This window comes from Flavobacterium araucananum (assembly GCF_002222055.1).
GTDB lineage: Bacteria > Bacteroidota > Bacteroidia > Flavobacteriales > Flavobacteriaceae > Flavobacterium > Flavobacterium araucananum.
Genome location: NZ_MUGS01000007.1, coordinates 100,770 through 115,940 on the forward strand (window position 1 = coordinate 100,770; position 15,171 = coordinate 115,940).

Genomic DNA, 15,171 nt, shown 5'->3' on the forward strand with positions numbered 1-15,171 from the left:
AAACCAACTAAAGCCCTAAAACAATAGGGCTTTTTTTATCTCGGCATATTATTTGTACAAACTCCCCAAGTCTGAAAAAAAATAACCCATGAGAAGTAAAAAACATATTATACTTACTACACTTACAATAACTTTTTTAAGCTGTTTTACTTATATAATAAGTCAAACAAAACCAGTAACAGAACCTAAAATCACTCAGGACACTGTAAAAGTTGTAAGACCGGATATACTTGCCTTACCAACTGATTCTGTTTTTACAGACAAAGGTTTAAAGTTAAAACCTTACAAAAAAAATGCTCACGCCTCTTATTATGCTGACCGGTTTAACGGAAAAAAAACAGCTAGCGGAGCCAGATTCAACAACAGCAAATATACAGCAGCACACAAAAAACTACCCTTTGGAACCCGAATAAAAGTAACAAATGAAGCAAATGGAAAATTTGTCATTGTAAAAGTTACAGATCGTGGTCCGTTTGTAAAAACAAGAGAACTAGACCTCTCTAAAAGAGCTTTTATGGAAATCACCAAAAACAAAGGTGCCGGAGCTATGAAAGTGACAATAGAAACTATAATAGAATAAAAAAATCCCGTCTCGCAATTGGTTGCAGGACGGGATTGTTTTTTAAACAAACTTTCTAAGACTCATAATAATCCCCGTATGAATTCCTTCATGATAGTTGTTAAAGCTTAACGCATCCCCAACATTTTTTAAGGTATAGCCCAGGCTTGTGGTATATTCCGTATAATGAACAAAAATATTGTTTTCAAAATCTTTTTCTGTTTGTTGCAACGTTGTAGAAAGCAACGTTCTTATTTCGTCAACCTCGGCTTGCGAAACATCACCTTCCGGCTTGGTTCCTTTTTTGTATTTGGCAATAAACTCTTCTGAAACCATGGTTGGCAAGCCTGATAATTTATAAACCAAAACTTGCTGTGATGATACACAATGCGCAATATTCCAGATTAGGTTATTATTAAATCCGTGCGGAATTTTATTCAATTGTTCCAAGGAATGATGGTCTAAAACCTTTAAAAGAATTTCTCTTATGGTTTTCTGTACTTCAAAAACTGAATTCATAATTATTTTTTTTTCTAAAATTAGGCATTTTTCAGTTTTAAATGAATTTTCTTTGTAGTCTCTTAAATTAAAAAAACATGAACAAAATATACTACTTGGCTTCTTGCGATACATGTCGAAAAATTATCAAAAGCTTACCGAAAGACAATAATTTGGTTTTTCACGACATCAAACAAAATTCAATTACCGAGGCTGAACTGGAAGAAATGTATCAGCTTGCAGGTAGCTACGAAGCATTGTTTAGCAAAAAAGCACAGCTATACAAATCGATGGATTTAAAAAACAAATCTTTGACTGAGGAGGATTATAAAAAATACATTCTGGAGCATTATACATTCATAAGCCGTCCGGTTTTTATTATTGATGAAAAAATTTATATTGGTAATACACAGCCGGTAACCTTACAGGTTCAGAAAGCTTTAGAGAAATAAAAAGTTAGCCACAAATTTCACGAATTTTCACCAATTATTTGCTGAGCTTAAAAGTTGCCACAGATTAAAAAGATTCTCACAGATTGGTAAAATCTATAAAATCATTTTATCCCGATAGCTTCGGGAGTGGCAAAAGAAAAACAAGGAATTCGCACCGGTTAAATTAGTGCAAATTCGTAAAATTCATGGCAAAAAAACTTTAAGTTCTTCAGCATAAAACAGATTAGTGAATTACGGCGCAACACTGCAAACTTTTATTTATCTTTGCGCCTTTATACTCAATTATATGATACAATCTATGACAGGGTTTGGCAAAGCTTCTTTGCAATTGCCTACAAAAAAAATTACCGTTGAAGTAAAATCCTTAAATAGTAAAGGTTTAGATTTAAACGTAAGAATGCCGTCGCTTTATCGCGAAATGGAATTAGGTTTAAGGACTCAGATCTCAACAAAACTGGAGAGAGGTAAAATTGATTTTGGAATTTACATCGAAAGTACTTCTGAACAAACTTCGACTAAAGTAAATGTTCCTGTTGTAAAAAACTACATCGCTCAACTTAAAGAGGTTTATCCTGATGCTGATGTTACTGAATTAATGAAAATGGCGGTTCGTATGCCTGATACGCTAAAAACGGAACGTGAGGAAATCGACGAAAACGACTGGGAACAAATTCAGGTTATCATTGAAGAGGCGCTACAAAATATCTTAACTTTTAGAAAAGACGAAGGCGAATCTCTTGAAAAAGAATTTAATCTTAGAATCGGGAATATTCGTCAATATATGAACGATGCTTTGGCTCTTGATCCGGAACGTGTTCAGGCCATCAAAGATCGTTTGCAAACTGCTATTTCTGAATTGAAAGTAAATGTTGATGAAAATCGTTTCGAACAGGAATTGATTTATTATCTGGAAAAACTGGATATTACTGAGGAAAAAGTTCGTTTAACAAATCATTTAGATTATTTCTTAGAAACCATAAAAGGTACCGAAGCTAATGGTCGTAAATTAGGTTTTATTACTCAGGAAATGGGTCGCGAGATCAATACAATGGGGTCTAAATCGAATCATGCCCAAATGCAGAAATTGGTGGTAATGATGAAAGATGAATTGGAAAAGATTAAAGAACAGGTTTTGAATGTACTTTAAAAACCATAGGTTTTAAGCAAAAAAACATAAAGTAAGAGAGCTCAAAGCATAGTGCTTAAAGCCTAAAGCATAAAGAATGAATAAAGGAAAGTTAATTGTTTTCTCTGCACCTTCAGGATCAGGAAAAACAACTATAGTAAGACATTTACTTGGGAAAGAGGATTTAAATTTAGAATTTTCGATCTCGGCGGCTTCTCGCGACCCACGCGGAGAGGAAGAACACGGAAAAGATTATTATTTTATTTCGTTAGAAGAATTTAAAAAACACATTAAAGCCGAAAATTTCCTGGAATGGGAAGAAGTATATCGAGATAACTTTTACGGTACTCTGAAAGCCGAAATTGAGCGCATCTGGGCTCTGGGCAAAAACGTGATTTTTGATATTGATGTTGCCGGCGGATTGCGTATTAAACATAAATTTCCGGATCAAACACTGGCTGTTTTTGTAAAACCTCCAAGTGTAGACGAACTTAAACGTCGATTAAAAGAGCGTTCTACAGAAACTGATGACAAAATCAATATGCGAATTGCAAAAGCATCTGTTGAATTGGCTACTGCTCCACAATTTGATACGATTATAAAAAATTACGATTTAGATACTGCCAAAGAAGAGGCCTATCAATTGGTGAAGGATTTTGTGAATAAATAAGAATTGAAAGATTGCATGATTTAAAGATTAAAAAATATCATTTAGGCATCTTTAAATCATTTAATTTTTAAATCATTCAATAAAAATAAATGAAAATAGGCCTTTATTTCGGAACGTATAATCCCATTCATGTTGGCCATTTAATCATTGCCAATCACATGGCTGAGTTTGCAGACTTAGATCAAATTTGGATGGTTGTAACGCCTCATAATCCGTTAAAGAAAAAATCGACATTATTAGACGATCATCACCGTTTGCAAATGGTGCATTTGGCTACTGAAGATTATCCAAAAATCAAACCTTCGGATATTGAGTTCAAGTTACCTCAGCCTAATTATACCGTAAATACGCTGGTGCATTTGCAGGAAAAATATCCTACTCATGATTTCTCCCTGATTATGGGCGAAGACAACTTGAAAACGCTTCATAAATGGAAAAACTATGAGGTTATTTTAGATCACTATGACATTTATGTATATCCAAGATTAGAGGATAAAACACAAACTACAGACCTTTTAGAAGAAGCACCTAACACCTTAAAATCTTATCCAAAAGTTCATATCATTGATGCTCCAATTGTAGAGATTTCGGCTACTTTTATTCGAAACAGCATCAAACAGGGAAAAAACATTCAACCGTTGTTACCGCCAAAAGTATGGGACTATATTGATCACAATAATTTTTATAAGAAATAAAAAAAGCCTGAATTTAAAAAATTCAGGCTTTCGTTTTTAATGCTAATTACGTTTTATAAACAACTACGGCGGAGCGCAATATGTATAGATAATTATGCTTCAACCTTAATATCACTTTTTACCCGAGATCTTATCTCACTTAAAGACTGATCAACTAAAAGTTTTCCGTCTCTGAAAACCTCTTTCAATTCGCCTTGTTTTTCCTCTTCCCACGAAACATTATCGGTCAAATGATACAAACCATCAACCAAGTCAATTTTCATTAATCCTTTGGCTGATTTTTTAGTTCCGTCATCTGTAATCGGATCTTTAAAAATAGCTCTTCCTTCGCCATCAACTTCTCCGTAAGTCGCTTTCATCGCAAAACCAAAAGTATCTCTGGTATTGTATTGATAGGTAAAAGAACCAATTCCCAGAACAACATTTGTAGACGCAAATCCTTTTTCTTTTAATCTTTCGCAAATTTGCGTTGCTCTGGCCACTGTAATACTATCACCGTAAATAGCCCCAATTTGAGGTATTAGCTCTTTATATCCTTTTGCATTCGTTGATCCTCCAAAAACATCCCAAAGAAGTTCTATTACACCTTTCTTTTCTTCATTGGTTTTTCCGTTTGGATTTCCGCAGATAATATCAACCGGATCACCACTATCCGGACGAATTACGACTTTGCCTTCTCTGGCAACAATATCCTCTTTTAATCGTGGTAAATAATCTGTTAGAACTTTCCATAAATCCCAGGTATCAGAAACGATCGATACAATTCCTTTAGGATAAACTTCTGTAACCAATCTTTTAAAAGTTTCGCATTCGCCTTCGGTAGTTCCCATACACATTACAGAATGCTCTGTTGCAGCCACAGAACCCGCAATTAATTCTGTATCAGAATTTGCCTTGTAATAATCTTCGAAAAAATCAATAACCGGAATCGTATCAGAACCTGTAAAACTTAATAGATGACCCGCAGCAGATGTTATCGCAGCTTCGATTCCGCCCATTCCTCTCATCGAGAAATCATGCGCCTGCCAATCAACAAATTCAGGTACAGACGAAGTCTGATCAGCATATTTGTCTAATACTTTTCTATATTCTTTTGCAAGAGTTGCAGAGTTACAAGGCAACCAAACTACGGCAGAAAGCAATGTTTCGAAATAATTGGTCAACCAGAAAAATTCCGGAATCGTATTGTACATCGTAAACATAGGTACTCTCAAAGGTACACTTGCCCCTTCCGGCAAGGCTTTAAAAACCATCGGAATATAGCCTAAATCATGTAAATCTTCGATATGTTTTGTTCCAACCTGATTTTCGCCTAAGTAATTATTGATTCTGCGTGCGTATTTTTTAACCACTTCTGCTTTTGGCTGCTTGAAGAAATCAGCATCAAAATCATGAATGATATATTTCTTGATAAAATATTGCAGTCCAAAAAATACGATTTCATCAAGTCCTTCAATTCTTGATTTTCTAGGTGTCCAGTTAGAATATACTAAGGTAGTTTTGTCTGGGTATTGTCTTCTGTGGTCAACTTTGTAACCGTCTGTTAATAATAGTGGGTTCATATTTTTTATTAGTTAATTTATAAATTATTTATTTCTTCCTTTTTCAGTTGGATACAAGGACTGTACTACATCACTTTGCCAAAATGCTTTTGTTGTTATATCCAGACAAGTTAGCTTGCCGTAAAAACCTGCTCCGGTATCTATATTCCAGACATTGCAACCCTGCATTGGGCTATCGCTATCATAATGAAGCGTTGGTGTATGACCAATATAAATTTCATTAAAGAGCAATAATCTTTTAGGATATAAAAGCGAATCTTTTTTAATCCTGTTGTCCATTGTCAAAGCCATTTCCCACAAAGTCCTGTCCCAGGAAAAATTACTTACATAATGCTCCTTTGCCGGACCATGCATTGACGAAAAACCAGCGTGAATAAACAAATTATTATGTTCATCTACAAAATAATCTTTCATATTGGCAAAAAAATCAAGATGTTTCTCTTTGTGCAATTCATCCAGATTCTGATAACTTTCTATCGTTGATTTTCCTCCATGCAAAAACCAAACATCATTAATGACACCATTCGTCAGCCATTCGTGACACCAAACATCATGATTTCCTCTTATAAAAACGCATTCTTGACTTTGTGATAATCCGATCAAAAAATCAATAACCTGAGCTGATTCTCCCCAGCCATCGACATAATCTCCAAGAAAAATAAGCCTGTCCTTTTCTGTTGCTTGTACTTTCTCCAACAACTGAACTAAAGCTTTTAAACCTCCGTGGATATCTCCAATGACTAATGTTCGTTTCATGATTTAAATTCGATGTATTTTGACGGAACCTCATCTGTTAACCAAACATTGTTTTCTGACAAATAAAACTTGAATCCGTCTTTAAACATTTGTCCGCTCCTAACGGTCAGGATTTGAGGAACTCCTCTTCTGCCTCCTACTTTTGTAGCCGTTTCAAGATCTTTGGAAAGATGCACATGCTGACGACTCATTTTTTGAAGTCCTTATTTTTTAATATTTTCTAAAAATTTTGCAACAGTACCGTGATATAAAAACTCCAAAGGCTCTGTTTCATTCAGGTTTAACTCTACCGAAATTGAATGCCCCTGGCTCGCCCTGATTTTAGTTTTATCTTCATTAAAGGCAAAACGTTTTTTATCGTTGTTTTCTACCACATAATCCAGAAGTTCTGCATTTAATGTATTCCCTCTTTTGGAGCATTTTTGCATCAGTTCTTCTACATCTGCCCAACCGTTTTCGTCTAATTTTAATCCTATTTTTTCCGGCGAATGTCTGAGGATCAAACTCAAAAATTTGCTTACGTCTTTTGCTATTTTCTCATTCATGATTTCTCTGAGATTTTCAATTTCTTATTCCGTTCTTCATATTGAGCCATAAAGTGATAACCTGATTTTGGCCATACTGCTATTTGCTCATCGTATTTTTTTAATTCTATTTTCATTGTATTTTGTACACAATATCTTCATTGTGTTATTTAATTTTAATTGTATCTGAGTTAGATTTTATTTTGCTAATCCCAAAGGGATAACAATTTATAGAAAATTTCATTTATTTCAATTCGTCCCTAACCTCCATTAAAGCAAAACCTAACAAATTCAAGCCTTTCCATTTGGTCGGATTCAAAACATCTTTGTGATCACCAGCCATTCCTATTCCCCAAATTGGGTCAACGGGGCTTGCTTCGACTATAACTCTGTCGCTGGTATTGAGCAAAAATGTTTTTAAATCTGCGTTTTGACTGAATTTATGATAATTGCCTTGTTTTACAATTTCGTATCTGGCGGCTGACCAAAGTTTATCATCATAATTTTTGACTTCACGTCCTAACTTTTTGACATCGGCAGGAGAATTTGCTTTAATGATTTTTGCCCAAACAACATCATCGTTAAACAATTCAGCCTTCTTCGCCATCATCCAGTGTTCAGCGGTTTTGTAAGTCACTTTATCGACTTCAAAAGAACTTAACCACCACTGGCTAAAACAGGTTTTAGAGATGCTGCCGTCTTTATTGGGTTGGTGTCCCCAGAAAAATAAAAATTTACTTTCGGGAGTTATATTTTCTATATTATATTTCATTTTTTGTGTTATTGAAACAAAGAAGTTATCTGTTTAAAATCTTTAGAATCGGGTGAAAATGATCCGTAGATTTCAGCAAACTCCGTTGTTAGATTCTCCAATTCATAATCCTTATCGATCTGATCCATACAGGTTACGACCAGATTTCTTTTGGCGTTCAAACTGTAAGCTGCATCTAGTTTTAGACTATAATTTAAAAGATCATAATCGAGATCTCCTGTTCTAAATTCTCTTTGAAAATCATTATAGACACAAGTCTCTTCTTCGTTATTTTTTAATTGTAGTTCTCTTTCGTTACTCATCCATCCGCTGCCGTGTCTTGTTGCATAACTTCTGGTAACATAATACATTTCGATATTTTCTATTTGCAATTTTTCGCAAATTTCGTATGCATTTTTTGATGTTGTATTCGCATACGTAACATTTGGGAAAACGCCGTGATCCATGTCGAGTAAGATACCCTGACTACCTTCGAAAATAAGGTTCGAATACTTTTTTAAAAAGCTGTAATCGCTAATGTTCCACTTCATCTCCTCTACAACTTCAAGGAAATGATTAACCTGATCGTCGATTTCACTTTCATTTAGAAAACCATAATAATAGGCTATCTTTTCTAGTTTCTCGAGAAGCATTTGGCGAGGTGCAATCAAATCTATGGCAAATAATTTGTACGGGCCTTCATTTCGTTTCATTGTGGCACCCACTCCTTTACCGCAAGTTCCGTGATCCAGGTTTCTAACATTGTTTCTGTTTTGCCAAACATCAAAAGGTGTTGTAACCTTTGCCAAAGGATGAATATGAAGGTCTGTATTTCCGCCTATTTCTTCGAGTTCTTTTTTTTCATTGTATAAAAAAACAGGATGAATCGTGCAATGCTCACTATAGTAAGAAGGCAAACCTCGAAGTGCACCACTGGCAAAACTCGAATGAACGTGCTTTTTATCGCCAATCATGACCGTGTGTGCGGCTTGTTGTCCTCCTGAAAACCGAATAACTATAGATTCAGGATTTTGCTTTGCCAGAAAATCTGTCGTAATTCCTTTTCCTTCATCACCAAATCCTAAACCTATAACTATTTGAGCTGTTTTCATTTTATAAAATGTTGTGCAATTATTTTAAACACATAGAATCATAGACTTTCAAAAACTTAAAAAAGGCGTTTCACTAGTTTCTTTTTATTTTCTTTTATTCACAAACAAAAACTATGTTTCTATGTGTTTAACCTAAAGCATTTGTATATTATCTAAACCTGTATCATTTGTATTAGAAACTGGTATTGTTCCTAATCCTGTACCAGAATTTTTATGTTTATTACAAATTATTTTCTTGATTACATTGGGGATTTCTCTGTGATCTTCTATAGACAAACAATTTTCTCCAAGCAATTCTTTCCAGGCAACATTTGCCCGTACTGCCTGATCAGAATGCAATACGCTAATATGATATACTTCATAACGTTTTTGTGCTTCTTTTAATAATTCAAGATGGGTATAGGTTTGCTGTCCTGAACCCATAATTTCTTTTATGGCAGATGCCGGAAGTGTTTCCAGATTAGGCTCATCGCCTACGGTAAACAATAATCCTTTCTGATTTCTTTTTTCGAAAGCATCTGTTTTGGTATGAAAAGCGGCAAAATACCACGCCAGAAGATAACTCTCGCCTGCATTTCCTCCTCCGCCAGATTCTATATAAGTTCTGGTGAGCCACATATCAAGCTCCTGATCTCCGGATTCAAATTGACCTACCTGCAACGGAAATCTGTCACATTCATGATCACCAATCCCTAAAAATAAAAGAGCAGGATCAGGAACTCCACCCTGAATAATTCCTCCCATTAATTTAGGCAATCCTTCTTTGATTAATTCATGCGGTATGTGTCCCATACTTCCGGTAACATCCAATCCCAGAATAATTGGAACTGTATTTGGGTGAACCGCTGAATCTCTTGCTTCTCTAAACGTAATGCCGTTTGGGTTCATAGATTCATGTGCCGCTCCTATTCTATTTTGAATAAAAATGTCACTTGCAGATTTCGATGCGTATCCTGCTTTTTTTGCTCTGTCATCGCGAGCGCCTAAGTCATATCTTGTACCTCCCATAACTAAAATGTTTTACCAAATAAATATTCAAATCTCTTTTTTGTCACTTCAAACTGAATGTTTAAATTTCTTATCGTTAGCGACAACTCCATATCTCTTTGCACAAATGATTCCGGTTGAAAATCAACAAAAGTCAAACTGTTTTTATCCAGCGGGCTAATATCAATAAGCCCTTCCTGCTCTCTTTCTAATCTTTTTATTTTTAACTCAATATCTTCAACACGGCGTCTGTAAATTAACTCCGAATCTTCGCCAATTGTTTTGGCTCTGTCTTCTCTAATCTGATCATTGTTTCTTTTTAAAGACTCAATAAATCTTGGCTTTAAATCATCACTCATTGTTTTTTGGTTTATTGTTAATAGTCTGCTTTTGTTTACTTCGTCTGCGCTGCTCAGCCTCCAGTCAGGTTTAAAGTTCTTAGCAATAACCTGAATCCTGTTTTAGACCAATTGATCTAATTTGATTACTTCGACACTTTGTCCTTCGAAATCTTTTACTGAATTGGTTGTGAATATTTTGTCGAAACAATTTAAAACTTCAAAACCTTTGTTGAAGATTCCGTGGCTTACTGCCAGGTATAATTTTCCTGAATTTTTCTTTTTCAATTCTTCTGCCAGTCCCACAAAAGTTCCGCCACCATCGCAAATATCGTCCACGATTAAACAATCTATTCCGTTTAGGTCGTCTTCATAGACTTTAAAACCAGACAATTTTCCGGTTTTTACGTCACGGCTTTTGCTGCATTCCACCACATCAACACCACCTAAAAATTCAGAAACTTTGTAGATTTTCTTCAAAGCACCACCATCAGGAGAAATTAATTTTACGTTTTCACCAATTACTTTTAGAACTTCCTGAATAAAAGTATGATTGGGGATCACTTCGCAATTGTTTACCAATGCCGGAGTTACTTCAGAATGTGCATCAAATACAGAAACCTTATTTAATTGAAGCGTATTAATAATATCTGCATATACTTTGACAGACAAAGATTCTCCTTTTATCATGACACGATCTTGTCTTGCTGCCGGGAAATACGGAATAAACAAATCGATAATTTTAACATCCATTCTGCGTAAAGCATCAACAGTAATACACAATAATCCTAAATCATTGAATGAATTTAATCGGTGTGTGATTGTTACTTTCTGATTGTGATCAAAATCAGGATTGATTTTAATGTGTGGTTCTCCTCCTGAAAATGTAAAACTTTGAAATTTGATTTCTTCCTGATTAAGAAACGGAGCGAATTTTGGGTCTAGGTTAAGTATCATAGTTTTTAAGTTTGCGTTAATTATACGCAAATATAGATTAATATTTTTATTAAACAATTTATTTTGTGTAAAAATTACGCAAACTTTATTTCAAAGTGAAAGCCATTCTTAATTAAATCACTGTAATTTAACTTATTAAACTTGAAAAGTTTGGCCGGCCTTCCGCTTTTTATAGGCGAAAAATGTTCTGTTTGATCTAAAAAGCCATAACTGAGAATCTTTTTTCTAAAGTTTCGCCTATCAATTTCTTTTTCAAGAATGGTACAATAAAGGTTTTCAAGATCCGAGAATAAAAATTCTTCGGGAAGTAAATCAAAACCAATGGGTTCATAGGTAAGTTTAGATTTTAACCTCGAAATTGCGGTTTCCAGTATTAAGTTATGATCAAATGCCAAAGACGGTATTTGATCTATTTTAAACCATTGCACTTTCTCGGCATCTGTATCCGCTTTTATTTCAAGATTCGAAGCATCGACCAAAGCATAATAGGCAACCGAAATTACACGGTTTCTGGAATCTCTGTAAATATCATCACCAAAGGTGTAAAGTTGCTCCATAAAAGTCAACTTGACGTTGGTCTCTTCATGCAATTCTCTAATGACTGCATCGCTCAAAGATTCATCCTGTTTTACCAATCCGCCGGGTAATGCCCAATATTTATCGGCAGAACCAAACTTTTGCTCAATTAAGAGTACATATAAGTTGTTGTTTTTATATCCAAATACTATGGCATCAACAGCAATTCTAATATTTTGAAAATTTTCCATACTTAAAAAGGTCTGCCACGAATTTCACTAATTTTCACTAATTTTTTATGTACAAAACGATTGAAATAATAATTCGCGGAAATTCGTGCAATTTGTGGCGAAAAAAATAAATCCTTTGCGATAAACTACAATCTATTCCCTAAAAACAACTTTAATTCTTTAGCAATACTTTCAAAAAAAGAACTTGAAATATTGTTTTTACTGGTCAATAAATATACATATTCCTCCGGCACATGAAAACTATTCCAGAGCAATTGCAATTTGTTTTCCTTAATATACTTTCTCGCATTACAATTCCAGGTTATGGCTACTCCTGAATTTCTTGAAAGCAGTTCGAGCATTTCAGATTCTGACGGAATAATATAGTTAGGAACCATCGAGGGTCTCTTTTTGCTAAATGCATGGAGCCAAAATATCTTTATATGCGAAATTCTGGCATCATGAGAATACCATTTTTGCTCGTTCAGCCATTGCTCGATTGCTACAAAATTATCTGATTTTAATTTCTGACGAAAGTCTGTCGCGTCCAGCTGTATTGGCGCAACCATAATTAGCTTAATCTTTCCTACGATTTCATAAATGGTATCAAACGTATCAAATCTTTTGGTTGTGATTGCAAAATCGAGCTTTTTAGCATCGACAAGGGCAAAAAGAGCATCATCGTCTGCAAAAGTAAAATCAATAAAATCGAATTTGGAAATTAAAATACTTCCACAACTGTTGAATAAATCTTTTGAAACTCCTACAGAAATCAATCGGACTGAATCGTGCGCTTTTGCCCTAAATCCGCTTTCGACGTTTTCAAGACGATCCAGTGCATCAATAATTAAATTATTAAGTAACTTAGCGTATTCGGTTGGTTCGACACCTTTAGACTTTCTGTTGAATAATTTATATCCCACATGTGCTTCCAACATTGATATCTGTTGGCTTACAGCTGGTTGACTTATGAATAACTCTTTTGCTGCAATCGAAAAATTTCCATTTTTATATACAGATTTAAAAGTTCTGTACCATTCAAGATTTACCATGGTATAACTATTTTTATAACAAACATAGTTTATTTTATTTTTACTGATATCACTTAAGCCGTAAATTTGATCAAAATTTAAACTTATGAAAAGAATAGCTTTACTCGCGATTATAACATTAACAGCTTTTAGCACAACGGCTATAGCTCAAAAAACAAATAAAAAAAGTATGAAAAAAGTATTATTTGTTGTGACCAGTAACGATAAACTGGGCAATACAGGAGAAAAAACAGGATTTTGGTCAGAAGAATTTGCTGCACCTTATTATGAATTACTGGATCAGGGTGTCGAAATCACGATCGCTACACCGCTTGGTGGTCAACCGCCTGTTGATCCTAAAAGTGCTGATCCGGCATCTGCCACTGAAGACACAAAACGTTTTGATGCAGATAAAACATTGCAGGAAAAATTAAAACACACGCATAAACTTTCGACTATTAATCAAAAAGATTACGACGCCGTTTTTTATCCGGGAGGTCACGGGCCACTTTGGGATTTAGTCGAAGATAAAAACTCTATCGCTTTAATCGAATCTTTTTATACTCATAAAAAACCGGTAGCTTTTGTTTGTCATGCTCCGGCTGTTTTGAAAAATGTAAAAGTAAATGGCGAATTTTTGGTAAAAGGTAAAAAAGTAACCGGTTTTACAAATGAAGAGGAAGAAGCTGTAGGCTTGACCAAAGTTGTTCCGTTTTTATTAGAAGATGCTTTAATAAAAAATGGTGCTAAATTCTCTAAAGGTGCCAACTGGCAGCCTTATGCTGTAGAAGACGGTCTATTGATTACAGGGCAAAATCCTGCTTCGTCTAAATTGGTGGCTGGAAAATTATTAGAAAAATTGATTAAATAACAAAGGTACTAAGTTGCTAAGGCTCTGATTTTCTAAGATTATACATATCTTAAAAAAAACTCAGCACCTTAGTATCTTAGGAACTTAGAAACTTAAAAAAAATGCTAAACTTTGAATTATATAATCCGACGAATTTAATCTTCGGAAAAGGACAAATAGAAAAACTTTCGACATTAGTACCTAAAGAGGCTAAAATTCTTTTGGCTTATGGAGGCGGAAGTATCTTTAAAAACGGTATACACGAACAAGTGATCAATAATCTAAAAGGTTTTGAGATTGTAGAATTTGGCGGAATTGAACCAAATCCTCATTTCGAAACTTTAATGAAGGCTGTTGAAGTTATTAAAGCAGAGAAAATAGATTTTATTCTGGCTGTTGGCGGAGGATCTGTTATTGATGGTGTAAAATTCATCTCGGCTGCCGTAAATTTTGACGGAAACCCGATTGATATTTTGCAAAAACGTTTGTTGATTAAAGAAAATGCCGTGCCTTTTGGAACTGTTTTGACTTTGCCGGCAACAGGAAGTGAAATGAATTCCGGCGCTGTAGTTACAATTAAAGCAACACAGGAAAAACTTGCTTTTGGCGGAAGTGCTATGTTCCCGAAATTCTCTATTTGCGATCCTACCGTAATTGCATCTTTGCCAAAAAGACAATTGCAAAATGGTGTTGTTGATGCCTATACGCATGTAATGGAACAATATTTAACATATCCGCATGAAGGTTATTTGCAGGACAGAATTGCGGAGGGAATCCTGCAAACACTTATCGAAGTTGGACCAAATGTTGTAGAAAATCCAACGGATTATGCATTGGCTTCTAACTTTATGTGGAGCTGTACGATGGCCTTAAACGGACTGATCCAGAAAGGTGTTCCTTCTGATTGGACTACACACATGATTGGTCACGAATTAACAGCGCTTTACGGAATTGATCACGCCAGAACTTTGGCGATTATTGGCCCAAGTTTGTATGAGGTGATGTTTGATACCAAAAAAGAAAAATTAGCGCAATACGGAAGAAGAATCTTTGGTTTAACAGGCTCTGATGATGTTGTGGCTAAAGAAGCGATCAACAAAACAGTTGCGTTCTTTCACACGATGGGAATGGATACTAAACTTTCTCAATATACGGATGATTACAGCAAAACGGCAGAATTCATTGTAAACCGTTTTGACGAAAGAGGCTGGAAAGGTTTAGGAGAGAAACAATTGATTACGCTTGATAAAGTGAAGTCGATTGTTGAGATGAGTTACTAGTACACAGTCGCAGTACTCAGTCGCAGTTAAAAACTGTAAATTGACACCGTAAACTGAAAACTAAAAAAAAAGGCGTTCTTAAAGTTATTTAGGAACGCCTTTTTACAATACTAAAAACAAAACTAACTAACTCAATTTTTGCTAAACTCATTAAAATTCTAATTTATAATTAGTTACAACGAAAATGTTCTCGTTTTATTATAGGTTAGAAAAAATATTTTGAAATTTTTGAAAATACCTGAAAACCATTGTATTTAAGACTGGCTTTTAAATTTCT

General features: G+C 34.8%; 17 protein-coding genes and 1 pseudogene. 7 read left to right on the forward strand and 11 right to left on the reverse strand.

All coding sequences use genetic code 11. From position 1 onward, the window contains the following. Window positions 1-88: 88 nt before the first annotated feature. Window positions 89-580, forward strand: coding sequence for a septal ring lytic transglycosylase RlpA family protein (locus B0A64_RS07255; protein ID WP_089478852.1), 492 nt, complete (start codon window positions 89-91; stop codon window positions 578-580). Between the two features lie 42 nt (window positions 581-622). Here the strand turns inward: B0A64_RS07255 and B0A64_RS07260 are convergent, their stop codons facing one another. After that, complete coding sequence (locus B0A64_RS07260) at window positions 623-1,078, reverse strand: DinB family protein (RefSeq protein ID WP_089478853.1); 456 nt, start codon at window positions 1,076-1,078, stop codon at window positions 623-625. Window positions 1,079-1,155: 77 nt separating this feature from the next. On the opposite strand from B0A64_RS07260, the gene B0A64_RS07265 reads away from it, so the two are divergent. From B0A64_RS07265 to nadD, 4 genes are all read left to right on the forward strand, one after another. Then, on the forward strand, window positions 1,156-1,509 hold the full coding sequence (locus tag B0A64_RS07265; RefSeq protein ID WP_089478854.1) for an arsenate reductase family protein: 354 nt from the start codon (window positions 1,156-1,158) through the stop codon (window positions 1,507-1,509). Window positions 1,510-1,795: 286 nt separating this feature from the next. Beyond that, a complete protein-coding gene (locus tag B0A64_RS07270) occupies window positions 1,796-2,656 on the forward strand; it encodes a YicC/YloC family endoribonuclease (protein ID WP_089478855.1) in 861 nt (286 codons plus the stop codon). A gap of 76 nt (window positions 2,657-2,732) precedes the next feature. Beyond that, entirely contained in the window at window positions 2,733-3,305 is a 573-nt protein-coding gene (gene gmk / locus B0A64_RS07275; protein ID WP_089478856.1) for a guanylate kinase, read from the forward strand. An 89-nt stretch (window positions 3,306-3,394) separates the two neighbouring features. After that, window positions 3,395-4,000, forward strand: coding sequence for a nicotinate (nicotinamide) nucleotide adenylyltransferase (nadD, locus tag B0A64_RS07280; protein ID WP_089478857.1), 606 nt, complete (start codon window positions 3,395-3,397; stop codon window positions 3,998-4,000). Window positions 4,001-4,092: 92 nt separating this feature from the next. Here nadD and B0A64_RS07285 read toward each other — a convergent pair whose 3' ends face one another. The 10 genes and pseudogenes from B0A64_RS07285 to B0A64_RS07330 form a co-directional block, all read right to left on the reverse strand. After that, the gene (locus tag B0A64_RS07285; protein ID WP_089478858.1) at window positions 4,093-5,562 is read right to left on the reverse strand and encodes a nicotinate phosphoribosyltransferase; all 1,470 of its coding nucleotides are present in this window, start codon (window positions 5,560-5,562) and stop codon (window positions 4,093-4,095) included. Window positions 5,563-5,586: 24 nt separating this feature from the next. Beyond that, window positions 5,587-6,318: a metallophosphoesterase family protein gene (locus tag B0A64_RS07290; protein WP_089478859.1), complete on the reverse strand. Its 732-nt coding sequence runs from the start codon at window positions 6,316-6,318 to the stop codon at window positions 5,587-5,589. After that, window positions 6,315-6,863 (reverse strand): annotated as a pseudogene (locus B0A64_RS07295) (RNA 2'-phosphotransferase). Before B0A64_RS07295 ends, B0A64_RS07290 begins: the two are co-directional and overlap by 4 nt. 223 nt (window positions 6,864-7,086) lie before the next feature. Beyond that, the gene (locus B0A64_RS07300) at window positions 7,087-7,614 is read right to left on the reverse strand and encodes an NADAR family protein (protein ID WP_089478860.1); all 528 of its coding nucleotides are present in this window, start codon (window positions 7,612-7,614) and stop codon (window positions 7,087-7,089) included. Between the two features lie 8 nt (window positions 7,615-7,622). Beyond that, window positions 7,623-8,705, reverse strand: coding sequence for an adenylosuccinate synthetase (locus tag B0A64_RS07305; protein ID WP_089478861.1), 1,083 nt, complete (start codon window positions 8,703-8,705; stop codon window positions 7,623-7,625). A gap of 132 nt (window positions 8,706-8,837) precedes the next feature. Beyond that, the gene (locus B0A64_RS07310) at window positions 8,838-9,713 is read right to left on the reverse strand and encodes a hypothetical protein (RefSeq protein ID WP_089478862.1); all 876 of its coding nucleotides are present in this window, start codon (window positions 9,711-9,713) and stop codon (window positions 8,838-8,840) included. Window positions 9,714-9,715: 2 nt separating this feature from the next. Beyond that, the gene (locus B0A64_RS07315; protein ID WP_089478863.1) at window positions 9,716-10,051 is read right to left on the reverse strand and encodes a hypothetical protein; all 336 of its coding nucleotides are present in this window, start codon (window positions 10,049-10,051) and stop codon (window positions 9,716-9,718) included. Window positions 10,052-10,153: 102 nt separating this feature from the next. After that, the gene (prs, locus tag B0A64_RS07320; protein ID WP_089478864.1) at window positions 10,154-10,987 is read right to left on the reverse strand and encodes a ribose-phosphate diphosphokinase; all 834 of its coding nucleotides are present in this window, start codon (window positions 10,985-10,987) and stop codon (window positions 10,154-10,156) included. Between the two features lie 74 nt (window positions 10,988-11,061). Beyond that, the gene (locus B0A64_RS07325) at window positions 11,062-11,754 is read right to left on the reverse strand and encodes an NUDIX hydrolase (RefSeq protein ID WP_089478865.1); all 693 of its coding nucleotides are present in this window, start codon (window positions 11,752-11,754) and stop codon (window positions 11,062-11,064) included. A 125-nt stretch (window positions 11,755-11,879) separates the two neighbouring features. Next, window positions 11,880-12,785, reverse strand: a complete 906-nt coding sequence (locus tag B0A64_RS07330) for a LysR family transcriptional regulator (protein WP_089478906.1) — start codon at window positions 12,783-12,785, stop codon at window positions 11,880-11,882. Between the two features lie 85 nt (window positions 12,786-12,870). Here B0A64_RS07330 and B0A64_RS07335 point away from each other — a divergent pair, with 85 nt between their 5' ends. Both B0A64_RS07335 and B0A64_RS07340 read left to right on the forward strand, forming a co-directional pair. After that, window positions 12,871-13,635: a type 1 glutamine amidotransferase domain-containing protein gene (locus B0A64_RS07335; protein ID WP_165769773.1), complete on the forward strand. Its 765-nt coding sequence runs from the start codon at window positions 12,871-12,873 to the stop codon at window positions 13,633-13,635. A gap of 101 nt (window positions 13,636-13,736) precedes the next feature. Then, window positions 13,737-14,894, forward strand: coding sequence for an iron-containing alcohol dehydrogenase (locus B0A64_RS07340; RefSeq protein WP_089478866.1), 1,158 nt, complete (start codon window positions 13,737-13,739; stop codon window positions 14,892-14,894). The last annotated feature ends 277 nt before the right edge of the window (window positions 14,895-15,171 follow it).